Genomic DNA, 12976 nt, shown 5'->3' with positions numbered 1-12976 from the left:
AAGCATGTGCAGGCCGGCCTGCTGGATGTGGCCTACGCCGAAACCGGTCCGGCGCAGGGGCCGGTGGTGATTCTGCTGCACGGTTGGCCGTACGACATTCACAGTTACGACGAAGTCGCGCCGTTACTGGCCGCCAAGGGTTATCGGGTGTTGATGCCGTATGCGCGGGGTTATGGCGACACGCATTTCCTCTCGGATCAGACACTGCGCAACGGTCAACCGGCGGCACTGGCCAGCGACGTGATCGACTTCATGGATGCGCTGAATATCCAGCAAGCGGTACTCGGTGGCTACGACTGGGGCGCGCGTTCGGCGGACATCGTTTCGGCGTTGTGGCCGGAGCGGGTCAAGGCATTGGTCTCGGTCAGCGGCTACCTGATCGGCAATCAGGCTGCCGGGCAGAATCCATTGCCGCCCAAGGCCGAATTGCAATGGTGGTATCAGTTCTACTTCGCCACTGAACGTGGCCGTGACGGTTACCGCAAAAACACCCACGACTTCGCCAAGCTGATCTGGCAGCTCGCCTCACCGAAGTGGGCGTTCGATGACGCCACGTTCGACCGTAGCGCCAAAGCGCTGGAGAACCCCGATCACGTCGCGATCACCGTGTTCAACTACCGCTGGCGTCTGGGCCTGGTGCAGGGCGAACCGCAATACGCGGCGCTGGAACAGAAACTCGCCAGCGCCCCCGTCGATCAGCGTGCCGACCATCACCCTCGAGGGCGATGCCAACGGCGCGCCGCACCCGGCGCCCGAGGATTACGCCAAGCGTTTCACCGGCAAGTACCAGTTCCGCCTGATCAACGGCGGCATCGGCCACAACCTGCCGCAGGAAGATCCGCAGGCGTTCGCCCAAGCAGTGATCGACGCCGATCACCTCTGAGACCGAAGGCAGAAAACGCCTCGGTCTACTTGACCAGGCGTTTTTCCCTGGACGGTCGATACCCGAAAAACGCGCTGTAGCATTTGCTGAAATGGCTCGGCGAAACGAAACCACAGGCCACCAGCACTTCCATCTGCGACAGCTCGGTGTGCTGCAACAGGCGCCGGGCTTCAGTGATGCGCAATTCCAGGTAATAGCGTTGCGGCGTGGTGCCCAACTGCTCCTTGAACAAACGCTCCAACTGGCGCCGCGAGCGCCCGGCGTAGACCGCCAGTTGCTCCAGCTCCAGCGGCTCTTCGAGGTTGGCGTCCATCAGTTTGACCACCTCGCGCAACGGTGCGCTGACGCAGAGGTTTTCATCCGGTTTGATCCGCCGATAGCGCGACTCCTCGAACGCCAGAATGTCCTCGATACCCTCGACCAGCGCCTTGCCGTGCAGGCCCTTGATCCAGTCCAGCGCCATGTGGAATGCGCCGGACGGGCTCGACGCCGTGAGCCGGTCGCGATCGATCACATAAGGTTCGCTGCTGACCTGGGTGGCCTTGGCAATTTCCGTGAGCGCCGGACGGTGTTCCGGATGAATCGCGCAACGGTAACCATCGAGCAGGCCGGCCCGCCCGAGAAACCACGCACCGTTCCACAATCCAGCCAGACTGACACCGCGTTCCGCTGCCGTGCGCAGCAGGCTGATCAACTCTTCGCTGGCCTTCAGCTCAGTGCGGTAACCGCCACACACCACCAGCAAGTCCAGATCCGCAAGGCTGGCGGCGTCAATCCGCGCATCCGGGCGAATCACCAACCCCAGGTCGCTGATCACCTCTCCCTCGCCCAGCCCGAACGTACGCGAGCTGAACAGTCCGGCGCGCAACAGATTGGCGGTGATAATCGTGTCCAGCGCCTGGGTGAAGGCCGGCAGCGAAAAATGCTCCAGCAACAGAAAACCGGTGCGGGTGATGCGGGTCTCGGCGGCTTGCTCATTCAGATAGCGGAGGTTTTTGCCCTTCATGCCTCCGCTGAATTGACGTCGTTCGATCAAGGTCTGGCCCATCGGTCATGTTGTTATGCGCCGATAGTTGGCTTGATGGGCCAAAGAGTCAATCACGCTTGCGGCTGATGACTGGTCACGCAGTGAATCCCGCCGCCACCGGCAGCGATCGCATCGATGTTCAGCAGCTCGACTTTGCGTTCCGGGTACAGCTTCGACAACAAGTCGTAGGCCTTCTGATCAGCTGCCTTGTCGCCGAATTCCGGGGCGATGATCGCGCCGTTGATCACGAAGTAGTTGATGTAACCGGCGGCGAAATCCGGGTTGTTCTGGTTGAACTTGCTCTTGCGCGGTTTGAGTGGCGGCGAAATCGTGTGGACCTGCAGCGGGCGACCGTCAGCGTCGGTGGCTTTCTTGAGAATTTCCAGGTGCGCCAGCGTGACCTGGTGATCATAGGACTGCGGATCGGTGTCGAGGTTGACGATCACCACGCCGGGCCTGACGAACCGCGCATAGAAATCGACGTGGGCGTCGGTGATGTCCTTGCCCTTGATCCCCGGCAGCCAGATGATTTTGCGCAGGCCCAGACGTTCCTTCAGTTCGGCCTCGACATCGGCCTTGCTCCAGCCGGGATTGCGGTTGCTGTTGATCCAGCTGCTCTCGGTCATGATCCCGGTGCCGTGGCCGTCGACTTCGATGCCACCGCCCTCGCCCACCAATTCACTGCGCAGGTACGTCGCTTGCGCGTCGCTGGCCACTCGCGCAGCGATTTTCGCGTCCTTGCTGTGCCGCTGCTTGTTGCCCCAACCGTTGAAATTGAAGTCCACGGCGCCGAGTCCGCCCTTGTCGTCGATGACGAAATTGGCGCCGATATCGCGCATCCAGATATCGTCGAGCGCGGCGGTCACGTAGGTGACGTTGCGGGTGCCGCAATACTCTTCGGCGAGGCTGCGTTCGCCACTGCGACACAACACCGTGACTGGCTCATAACGGGCAATGGTGCGGGCAATCCGGCCCAGCGCCGCCTGCACATCCGCGGTGAAATCTTCCCAGATCGCCTCCTGTGCGCCGAAAGCGATGAAGGCGCGCTCATGCGGGTCGCCCTCGTCGGGCATGAACCAATCCCCCGTACTGGCCGCCAGCAGTTTGCCGGGGGCTAGGCCAAGGCCCATGACCGCGGCGCTGACACCTGCAGCGACCGATACCTGTTTGATGAACTCACGACGCGTCGACATAACGGGCTTTCCTGAAAGGGGGCCGGCGACCGGGCGCCGGCCGATGAATCATGGGTGGGTAGCGGTTTTGAACTTGGTCCAGGTGCGCATGCGGGCGCGCATATCGGCCTGGGGAATGTCCTTGCCCGGGATCAATCGAGCATAGGTTGCCTCGTCGAGGTAGATGTCCGGGTTATTGCGCATCGCCGCGTCGACGCTGCCCCGCGCCTTGGCGTTGGAAGTCGGGTAACCGGTGAAGTTACTGATCGCGGCCATGTTCTGCGGGCGCATCACGAAGTTGATGAAGGCGTAGGCGTATTCCGGGTGCTGCGCATCGACCGGAATCGCCATGGTGTCCATCCACACCGTGGTGCCTTCGCGCGGGATGCGGTACTCGAAGCGGGTGCTCTTGCCAGCGCTGTCCGAGGTGCGCTGGGCCTGGGTCATGTCGCCGCTGTAACCCAGCGACAGGCACAGGTTGCCGTTGACCAGATCGGTCACCGGTTGCGACTGGAACTTGCGCACGTAAGGCCGCAGCTTCATCAGCACCTCACCGGCCGCTGCCAGATCCGCCGGTTTCGCGCTGCGCGGATCACGGCCCAGATAATTGAGCACGACTGCCAGCACTTCGTCCGGCGAATCGATCAGCGAAATGCCGCAGTCGGCAAACTTCGCCGCCAGCTCCGGCTTGAACAGCATGTCCAGGCTATTGACGGGGGCATCGGCCATGCGCTGTTTGATCTGCGCTGCGTTGTAAGTCAGGCCGATGGTGCCCCAGGTATAGGGCACGGTGGCCTGGCTGGAGTGTTCGTAATGGCTGCGCAGTTTCTGCAAACCGGGCTCGATGTCGGCCAGCGCTGTGAGCTTCGATTGATCCAGCGGCATCAGGCTGCCGGCACGCATCAGGCGCTCGGCCACGGTGTCGCCGGGGAAAATCAGGTCATAGCCGCTGCCACCTGAAAGCAGCTTCGCTTCGAGGGTTTCACTGCCGTCCATGACGTCGTAGATCACCTTGATCCCGGTTTCGGCGGTGAAGCGGCTCAGGGTGTCTTCGGCAAAATAATCGGCCCAGTTGTACAGCCGCAGGGTTTTGTCCTCGGCATGCAGCGACGGGATCACGCAAATCAATGTCAAGCCCAGAACACCGAGCAGTCGTTGGTGGTGCGAAGCCATGTTCAAACCCCTTGAGTGGTCCAGCGTGCGTGGAGGTGGTGGCCGTCCTGACTGAGCAGCGCGCCATACATGTCCGGGCGCCGGTCGCGGTAAATGCCCCAGCTCAGGCGCTCTTCGCGCATCGCGTCGAGATCGAGGCTGTGCACCAGCACGCCAGTGCTGTCGCGGTCGGCTTCGGCCAGCAATTGGCCCTTGTGATCGCTGATGAACGACGAACCGTAGAAGCTCATCTGCAGCGACTGATCGGTGCTCGCCGCTTCTCGCCCGACCCGGTTGGCCGCCACCACCGGCAGCAGATTGGCGGCGGCATGGCCGCGCATGGTCATCTGCCAGTGATCGCGCGAATCCAGCGCCGCGCAACCCGGCTCGGAGCCGATAGCCGTGGGAAACAGCAACACTTCAGCGCCCATCAGCGCCAGACAACGCGCGGTCTCGGGAAACCACTGATCCCAGCAGATGGCCACGCCGAGGCGGCCGAACGCGGTGTCCCAGACTTTGAAGCCGCTGTCGCCGGGGCTGAAATATTCCTTCTCCTGATAGCCGATGGCGTTGGGGATGTGGGTCTTGCGATACACCCCCAACAGACGCCCGTCGGCATCGGCCACGCTCAGCGAATTGAAGTAGGCATTGCCAGCCTTTTCGAACCAGCTCAGCGGCAGCACCACGCCCAGCTCTTTGGCCAGCGCGGCGAAACGCTGCAGTACACGGCTGTCGCGATACTCCTCGGCCAGCGCCAGATGTTTGTGGCTCTGTTCGATGCAGAAATACGGGGTGGCGAACAGCTCCTGCAACAGGATCACCTGCGCGCCCTTCAAGGCCGCGTCGCGGACCAGTTGCTCGGCCTGATCGAGGTTGCGCGGCAGGTCCCAGGTACACGACATCTGGGTGGTGGCGATGGTCAGATGGCTCATCGTTCAACCCTCCACTGGCCAGGCGGGTTGCTGCTGGGTGATGCAATGCACCCCGCCGCCGCCATGGGCCAGATGATTGATGCGCACCAGCACCACTTCGCGTCCGGGGAACGCCTGCGCCAGCACTTTCGCCGCCGCTTCGTCGGCCTCGATGCCGTAGGCCGGCATGATGATCGCGCCGTTGGCGATGTAGAAATTGGTGTACGAGGCGCAGAACACTTCGGCTTCGGTATCGACGGCTTCGCTGGCTTCGAACAGTTCGATCAGCTCGAACTTGCGCCCCTGAGCGTCGGTCGCCAGCTCCAGTGCGCGGCGGTTTTCGCGCACCACTTCGGCATACACCGAGTGCTGGTCATGGGTAGCATCCACCAGCAACACGCCGGGACGGGCGAAGGCGCAGACGCCATCGACGTGGCCATCAGTCATGTCGCCGGTGACGTAGTCCGGATCGCCCGGCAGCCAGATGGTTTTCTTCACGCCGAGCAAGCGACTGAAGATTTCTTCCATTTCAGCCTTGCCGATGTCCGGGTTGCGATTGGGGTTGAGCAGCACCGACTCGGTGGTGATCAGCGTCCCCTCGCCATCAACGTGAATCGCCCCGCCTTCGTTGCTCAGCGGCGTGCCGAAGCATTCCAGCCCCAGATGATTGAGTGCGCGGCGTGCCAGGCTTTCGTCCAACTCGTGCGCCGACTTGCCGCCCCAGGCGTTGAAGCGCCAGCTGACACCGGCCAGCCCTTGCTGTGGGTGGCAGACAAAGCTCGGGCCAGAGTCGCGGCACCAGCTGTCGTTGACCGCCAGCGGGATCAGCTCGATGTTCGGCCCGCACAGCGCTTTGGCACTCGCCAGCGCCGACGGATCGACGACCATTTTCACCGGCTCGAAACGGGCAATGGCATTCGCGACTCGAGCGAAATCCTCTTGCACCCGCGGCAAAGTCACACGCCATCCCGATTCCCACAGCGCCTGGTTGTGCGGCCAGACCATCCAGGTGGCAGCGTGGGTGGCCCACTCCGCCGGCATCATCCAAGCGCTGTTTTTATTGTCATTGTGCTGCATGATAAGCCTCGTAAGTTAAGCCAATGTGTTCACGCCGACCATGCTACGGACGCGCAAACAGGCAAACAAACGATGGATTTTGCGCAGAACTGATTAGAGGAACTTATCGATATGCTCAAACACTGGCCACCGCTCAGCTCCCTGCGCGGCTTCGAAGCGGCGGCGCGCCTCGGCAGTTTTCACAAGGCTGCCGATGAGTTGCACCTCACCCAATCGGCAATCAGCCAGCAGATCCGCAGCCTTGAGGCGTACCTTGAACAGCCGCTGTTTTTTCGCAACGGACGCAGCGTCGCGCTGACCGATGCCGGTCACGATTTGCTCAGCACCACTCAGGCGATGTTGCAGCAACTGGCGGTCGGCATCCGGCGTCTGGGGCAATATCAGAAGCCCAATCAACTGGTGCTCAACACCACGCCAGCCTTCGCCCGACATTGGTTGTTGCCGCGTCTGGCGGATTTTCGGCGCCAGCATCCGCAGGTCGATCTGTGGATTTTCAGCACCGATGAAGTGCCGGACATGGCCACGCAAACCATCGATCTGGCAGTGCGCGACGACATCAGCTCGCAGGCTGAATGCAGCTTCAAGGTGCTGCATGCCGACCGCCTGTTTCCGGCGTGTCATCCAAGCGTTTTGGCGCAGCCCGCCGCGCAGCGCACCACCCTGCACGGTGAGCGGGAAATGGACTGGAGCCATTGGGCAGTGGAAGCCGGGGTCGATGTCGGGCAGCAGGATCAGGGGCTGAATTTTTCCGATCCGGGCTTGTTGCTCGATGCCGCTGCGGCGGGGTTGGGGATCGCGCTGGTCAGTCAGTTGCTCAGCCAACAGGCGCAGCAAAACGGACTGTTGCTGCCCCTGGTGGAGCAAACCATTCGCGGCCCGAACTGGGCGCTACTGACCCATCGCGACAGCGAGAATGACCCGATGGCGCGATGCTTCAGTGAATGGCTGATCAATCAACTTGGCGAGCCATGAGCGGCGCATGTTGCGCCATCAGCTCGACGATCCAGTCAATGAACACCCGCAGTTTCAGGCTGACATGCCGGTTCGGCGGGTACGCCACGTAGAGCGGCATCGGCTCGAGTTGCCAGTCCTCGAACAGCGGCACCAACTCACCCCGAGCCTGATGCGCGTGCGACATGTACCGGGGTAACCACAGCACGCCCATGCCGGCCAGACCTGCCGCAAGGTAAGCGTTGCCGTCATCGACGGCGAGTACGTGGCGGCCCTTGATCTGCAGGTGTTCGCTGCCATTGCGCAAGGCGTAAGGCACGGGTTTGCCGGTGCGCGCCCAGAGAAAGCCGACCAGCCGATGAGGGGAGTCTTCCAGCTCGCGGGGGATGCTGCGGCGTGCCGGCGCGGGCCAGGTAACTCGGCGCGGCGAAGACCCCGAGCTGCAGGTCGGCCACCCGCCGGGCCATCAGTGACTGATCGAGCAATTCACCGCCGCGCACCACGCAATCGACGTTCTCATCGATGATGTCAACGATGCGGTCACTGACCCCCATGTCGATCTGGATATCCGGATAACGCGCGTGAAACTCAGGCAACGCCGGCATCAGAATCAGCCTCGCCAACGGGCTTGGCACATCGACGCGCAAGCGCCCTCTGGGCAATGCCGAGGCGCCGGACAGACTGGTTTCGGCGTCGTCCATGTCGGCCAACAGTTTGATCACTCGCTCGTAATAGATCGCACCGTCGGCCGTGACGTTGACCTTGCGCGTGGTGCGGTTGAGCAACTTGACCCGCAGGCGTGCCTCCAACTGCTGCACCAGTTGCGTCACCGTGGTCTTGCTCATGTGCAAGGTCTCGGCGGCCTTGGTGAAACTGCCCGCCTCGACCACCCGGGCGAACGCCTGCATTGCATCGAAACGGTCCACTTCGCGCCCTCTGATTGTTTGGAAAATGCAAACAGTGAACGCCAAGGTTGCGCGTTTATCACCCCTGCGCAAGCCCCTAAAGTCACTCCATCAACAATCACCAAACAATGATGGAGACACCCATGACCCAACGCGACGTTGTTTTCCCGCCTGCCCGCCATGCGCTTTACGAGCGTCATCGTTATTCACCGGCCATTCGTTCCAACGGTTTTCTGTTCGTCTCCGGGCAAGTCGGCAGTCGTGAAGACGGTTCGCCGGAGCCGGATCTGCAGGACCAGGTACGCCTGGCCTTCAACAACCTCAATGCGATACTCGAGGCCGCCGGTTGCAGCTTCGCCGATGCGGTGGACGTCACGGTGTTCATGATCGATCCGCAAGCGACCTTCGAAACCATCTGGGCAGTGGTCCCGGAATTCTGGGGCGGCGCGCCGTATCCGACGATTACCGCGGTCGGCGTGACCTGGCTGGCCGGGTTTCAGTTCGAGATCAAGGTGATTGCCAGACTGCCGGAAAATCATGCAGCGTAACCTGGGGTAAAACATCCCCGGACACCGCTGCTGGCCTTTGACAGCGCGGCTGCGTATAACCTCGCCGTTTCGTCTAACCTGATTGAGCGCCCGGGCGCGACACCGCGCCCGGCGGCGCTTAGAATGCGACGCTCATGAAAACGGAGATTTCCATGCTCAAACGAACCCTGGCACTGACTGCTGGTCTGGCCCTGTCTTTTTCTGCTTTGGTGGCGCATGCCGCCGATGTGTTGCGGGTCAGTGCAATTCCCGATGAAGCCCCGACCGAATTGCTGCGCAAATTCGAACCGCTGGGGGCCTATCTGGAGCAGCAACTGGGCATGAAAGTGCAGTTCGTACCGGTGGCCGACTACCCGGCAGTGGTGGAAGCGCTGGCGACCGATCGCCTCGACATGGCCTGGCTGGGCGGTTTCACCTTCGTTCAGGCACGCCTGAAGACCGACGCCACCACCCCGGTGATTCCGCTGGTGCAGCGCGAGCAGGATGCGCAGTTCACCAGCAAGTTCATCACTGCCGACCCGAACGTGAAGAGCCTGGCCGACCTCAAGGGCAAGACCTTTGCCTTCGGCTCCGTGTCGTCCACCTCCGGCAGCCTGATGCCGCGTTACTTCATGCTGAAGAACGACAACATCAAGCCTGAAGCCTATTTCAGCCGCGTCGCCTACTCCGGTGCGCACGACGCCACCGTCGCCTGGGTCCAGGCCGGCAAGGTCGATGCCGGTGTGCTCAACGCCAGCGTCTGGCAGAAACTGGTGGACGCTGGCAAGGTCGATACCAGCAAGGTGCACGTGTTCGCCACGACCCCGGCCTACTTCGATTACAACTGGACCGTGCGCGGCACCCTCGACCCGGCGCTGGCGGCGAAGATCAAGAAAGCCTTCCTCGACCTCGACCCGGCCAACCCGGAGCAGAAGAAGATTCTTGATCTGCAGGCGGCCAGCCGTTTCATCGACACCAAGCCCGAGAACTACAAGGGCATCGAGGAAGCTGCTCGCGCCGCCGATCTGTTGAAATGACCCTGAGCCTCAAACAAGGCCGCCTGCACCACGCCAATGGGGTCGACGCACTACGTGGCGTCGATTTGCAGATTGCGGTGGGTGAACAGGTGGCGATCATCGGTCCGTCCGGGGCCGGTAAATCCAGCCTGTTGAACCTGCTCGCCACCGCGTTGCGCCCCAGCAGCGGTGAAATCGAGGTACTGGGCGAACGTCCCTGGCACCTCCCCGCCCGTCAACGGCAACGTCTGCGTGCGCGCATCGGACTGGTGCACCAAGCACCCCCGCTGCCGCCGCGCCAACGCGTGGTGACGGCGGTGCTGGCCGGCAAACTCGGGCAGTGGAGCCTGGGCAAGAGCCTGCTCAATCTGCTGCATCCGACGGATATTCCCGGTGCCCGTGCCGCCCTCGCCCGCCTGGATCTGGGCGACAAACTCTTCGCTTACTGCCAGCAATTGTCCGGCGGCCAATTGCAGCGCGTGGGCATTGCGCGGGTGCTGTATCAGGCACCGGAGATTCTGCTGGCGGACGAACCGGTGTCGGCGATGGACCCGGTGCTCGCCGGGCACACCCTGTCGATCCTCTCGCAGCACGCGCGGGCGCATAACGTCACGCTGGTGGCGAGCCTGCACGCGGTGGAACTGGCGCTGGCGCACTTTCCGCGCATCATCGGCTTGCGCGACGGCCAGATCCTGTTTGACAGCCCTGCCGAGCAGGTCAGCCGCGAAATGCTCGACACGCTGTACGCCAATGAGCAATTGCAAAGCCCGACGACGCCCAGTGCGCCGCTGATTGTGCAGATCCCACGATGCTGACGGCTGATTCCCGCGACCCGGCCGCTGCGCCGCGACTGCTGCTGACCCTGCTGGCGATTGCCCTGCTGTGGCCGGGCCTCCAGCTCAGCGAACTGGACCTTGGCGTGCTGCTGCACAGCGACAGCCAGACCGAAATGGGCCGTTTTATCTCCGGGTTCTGGCCTCCGGCGCATGACCACGATTTTCTCCAGTTACTGCTCAAGGCCACCCTGCAAACCCTGGCCATCGCCACCGCCGGCATGGCGTTGGCGTTGCTGCTGGCGGTGCCGGCCAGCCTGATAGCCAGCCGCGCGCTGTCGTTGTCGGCGGCGTCCCGCAGCGGCCATTCCCAGTCGGCTCGGGCGCTTGCTGCGCTGGCCGGTGCGCGGGCTGCTGATCTTTTTGCGTAGCGTGCCGGAAATCGTCTGGGCGCTGCTGTTCGTGCGTGCCGTGGGCCTCGGCCCGGCGGCGGGTGTACTGGCGATCGCAATCACCTACAGCGGCATGCTCGGCAAGGTCTACGCGGAAATCTTCGAGTCCACCGACCAACGTCCGGCGCATGCCTTGATGCAAGCCGGCAGCGGACGGCTCGCCGGTTTTGCCTACGGAATCCTGCCCAATGTCGCGGCCGAGTTGCTGTCGTACACGGTGTATCGCTGGGAGTGCGCGATTCGTGCCTCGGTGGTGATGGGGTTTGTCGGTGCCGGTGGCCTCGGCCAGCAGATCGACCTGTCGCTGCGCATGTTCGCCAGCGGTGAAGTGGCAAGCATGTTGCTGACGTTCCTGATTCTGGTGCTCGGTGCCGATCAACTCAGCCGCCTGCTGCGCTGGAGGCTGACATGAGTCGCCTGATCAATCTGTTGCTGATCGTCGTGATTGGCGTCGCGGTGATCGCCTCGTTCGGCTACCTCGAACTCGACCTCGGCGAACTGGGCAGCGCCACCAGCCTCAAGCAGATGGGTTCTTACGCGCAGCGTTTTCTCAGCCCGGACCTGAGCGCCTCGCATTTGCAGGCGATCCTCAAGGGCGCGCTGGAAACCCTCGCCATGTCGGCCCTCGGCACCCTGCTCGCGGCCGTGTTCGGCATTCTCCTCGCGCTGCCCGCGGCCGGGCGTTTCGGCTGGCCGCTGCAAAGCGCTTCGCGCCTGTTGCTCAATGGTTTGCGGGGCGATTCCGGAACTGGTGTGGGCGGCGCTGATGGTGCTCGCCGCCGGCCTCGGGCCGAATGCCGGCACTCTGGCGCTGGCCTTGCACACCACTGGCGTGCTCGGTCGACTGTTCGCCGAAGCGCTGGAAAATACCCCGCCGGAACCGGCCGAAGCGATCCGTTTGCAAGGCGGCAATCCCGTGCTCGCCTTCTGCTACGGCACCCTGCCCAACCTCGCCCCGCAGTTGCTCGCCTATTGCCTGTATCGCTGGGAAAACAACATCCGCATGGCCAGCGTGCTGGGCTTCGTCGGGGCCGGTGGTTTGGGGCAGATGCTGTATGTCAGCCTCAGCCTGTTTCAGGAAGCGCAGGCCAGTACGGTGATTCTGGCGATGCTGATTCTGGTGCTGGGCGTGGATTCGCTGAGTGCCTGGAGCCGGCAGCGCTGGGTCAAGGCCTGACAGGCAAGCCTCACTGCGCCGTCGCCAACCGATACTGGCGCGGGGTGAATCCGGTCGACGCCTTGAACTGCCGGGTGAAAGCGCTGTGGTCGGTATAGCCGCACTGCAGCGCCACCTCGGTGATCGGTAACTCGCCGTGCAACAGCCGATGCGCGTGCTCAAGACGCACTTTCTGGATCATCTGCCGCGGCGTCAGGTGGAACACCCGTTTGCAGTAACGCTCCAGTTGCGCCACTGAAATACCGGCGATGCGCGTCAGTTCGCTCAGGCTGACGCGCTGATTGAAGTTCGCCCGAATGTACTCGTCCACCGCCGCCAGACGCTGATACGCCGGATGGGTTTCGCTGGCGGTTTGCAGGTCGACGGAAATGCCCGCCAGGCCAATGATCCGGTTATCACGATCGTACAGCGGACGCTTGTGGGTCAGGCACCACCCGGGTTCGCGGCTGCCGTACAAATGCAGCTCCAGCTGATCCTCCAGCACCAATCCCTCTTCCAGCACGCGCCGATCCTGCTCGGTGTAGCCCGGGCCAAGTTGCGCCGGAAACACTTCGGCGCTGGTCTTGCCGAGTAACGGTCGCAGGTCTTTCAAACCGCAGCGCTGTACTAGCGTCTGGTTGGCCATGACGTAGCGTGCCTGCGGATCCTTGATGAAGATCGCCGCGTTGGGAATCACGTCAAGCATGGGCAACAGCAGCGCCATGCTGGCGAGCAGATCGTCGAGGCATTGCGCTCGGCTCGCTTCGTTCTGCTGGCTCAGGATCGCAAACGCGTTCTGCGTCATGACTGTCACTCCCCACTGTGCGCATTGGCTTGCGCGCAGATTGCCCGATGGCTGGCGGCCTGTCGAGCCGGGGCCTTGCCATGGGCCATTGTGCTGATTTCGTCATCGACACCGGCAAAAAACATCAATCGCGCAGCGCCTGACAAGTTCACTGTAGCGCCACTGCACG

At 62.7% G+C, this 12976-nt stretch carries 10 protein-coding genes and 4 pseudogenes; 7 read left to right on the top strand and 7 right to left on the bottom strand.

The genetic code is table 11. The annotated features are described in order from the left end of the window. Window positions 1–883, top strand: a pseudogene (locus tag HT737_RS27850) (alpha/beta fold hydrolase); the annotation flags it as partial. Window positions 884–908: 25 nt separating this feature from the next. On the opposite strand, the gene HT737_RS27845 reads toward HT737_RS27850, so the two are convergent. The 5 genes from HT737_RS27845 to HT737_RS27825 are packed head-to-tail and all read right to left on the bottom strand — an operon-like array spanning window position 909 to window position 6222. Next, a complete protein-coding gene (locus HT737_RS27845; RefSeq protein ID WP_095666722.1) occupies window positions 909–1931 on the bottom strand; it encodes a GlxA family transcriptional regulator in 1023 nt (340 codons plus the stop codon). 50 nt (window positions 1932–1981) lie between these two features. Continuing rightward, window positions 1982–3103 (bottom strand): agmatine/peptidylarginine deiminase, encoded by a 1122-nt coding sequence (locus tag HT737_RS27840; RefSeq protein ID WP_182404433.1) that lies wholly within the window; start codon window positions 3101–3103, stop codon window positions 1982–1984. Window positions 3104–3151: 48 nt separating this feature from the next. Continuing rightward, the gene (locus HT737_RS27835) at window positions 3152–4255 is read right to left on the bottom strand and encodes an extracellular solute-binding protein (RefSeq protein ID WP_182404432.1); all 1104 of its coding nucleotides are present in this window, start codon (window positions 4253–4255) and stop codon (window positions 3152–3154) included. 2 nt (window positions 4256–4257) lie between these two features. After that, window positions 4258–5166: an N-carbamoylputrescine amidase gene (aguB, locus tag HT737_RS27830; RefSeq protein ID WP_182404431.1), complete on the bottom strand. Its 909-nt coding sequence runs from the start codon at window positions 5164–5166 to the stop codon at window positions 4258–4260. Window positions 5167–5169: 3 nt separating this feature from the next. Further along, complete coding sequence (locus HT737_RS27825) at window positions 5170–6222, bottom strand: agmatine/peptidylarginine deiminase (protein WP_182404430.1); 1053 nt, start codon at window positions 6220–6222, stop codon at window positions 5170–5172. Window positions 6223–6333: 111 nt separating this feature from the next. On the opposite strand from HT737_RS27825, the gene HT737_RS27820 reads away from it, so the two are divergent. Continuing rightward, complete coding sequence (locus HT737_RS27820) at window positions 6334–7194, top strand: LysR substrate-binding domain-containing protein (protein WP_182404429.1); 861 nt, start codon at window positions 6334–6336, stop codon at window positions 7192–7194. Here HT737_RS27820 and HT737_RS27815 read toward each other — a convergent pair. Beyond that, window positions 7172–8099, bottom strand: a pseudogene (locus tag HT737_RS27815) (LysR substrate-binding domain-containing protein). The gene HT737_RS27820 and the pseudogene HT737_RS27815 sit on opposite strands and share 23 nt — an antisense overlap. A gap of 122 nt (window positions 8100–8221) precedes the next feature. On the opposite strand from HT737_RS27815, the gene HT737_RS27810 reads away from it, so the two are divergent. The 5 genes and pseudogenes from HT737_RS27810 (at window position 8222) to phnE (ending at window position 12023) form a co-directional block, all read left to right on the top strand. After that, complete coding sequence (locus HT737_RS27810; RefSeq protein ID WP_182404428.1) at window positions 8222–8626, top strand: RidA family protein; 405 nt, start codon at window positions 8222–8224, stop codon at window positions 8624–8626. A gap of 152 nt (window positions 8627–8778) precedes the next feature. Next, window positions 8779–9642, top strand: a complete 864-nt coding sequence (locus HT737_RS27805) for a putative selenate ABC transporter substrate-binding protein (protein WP_041072554.1) — start codon at window positions 8779–8781, stop codon at window positions 9640–9642. Further along, window positions 9639–10436, top strand: coding sequence for a phosphonate ABC transporter ATP-binding protein (locus HT737_RS27800; protein WP_095666729.1), 798 nt, complete (start codon window positions 9639–9641; stop codon window positions 10434–10436). The genes HT737_RS27805 and HT737_RS27800 overlap by 4 nt, the downstream gene beginning before the upstream one ends. Beyond that, window positions 10430–11258: pseudogene (locus HT737_RS27795) on the top strand (PhnE/PtxC family ABC transporter permease). Before HT737_RS27800 ends, HT737_RS27795 begins: the two are co-directional and overlap by 7 nt. Then, a pseudogene (gene phnE, locus HT737_RS27790) lies at window positions 11255–12023 on the top strand (phosphonate ABC transporter, permease protein PhnE). The pseudogenes HT737_RS27795 and phnE overlap by 4 nt, the downstream one beginning before the upstream one ends. A 10-nt stretch (window positions 12024–12033) precedes the next feature. Here the strand turns inward: phnE and HT737_RS27785 are convergent. Next, window positions 12034–12807: an AraC family transcriptional regulator gene (locus HT737_RS27785; RefSeq protein ID WP_047294045.1), complete on the bottom strand. Its 774-nt coding sequence runs from the start codon at window positions 12805–12807 to the stop codon at window positions 12034–12036. Window positions 12808–12976 lie beyond the last annotated feature (169 nt).

It is taken from the genome of Pseudomonas sp. MD195_PC81_125 (assembly GCF_014060985.1).
Lineage (GTDB): Bacteria > Pseudomonadota > Gammaproteobacteria > Pseudomonadales > Pseudomonadaceae > Aquipseudomonas > Aquipseudomonas parakoreensis.
This window is presented reverse-complemented; position numbering and strand designations above follow the sequence as displayed.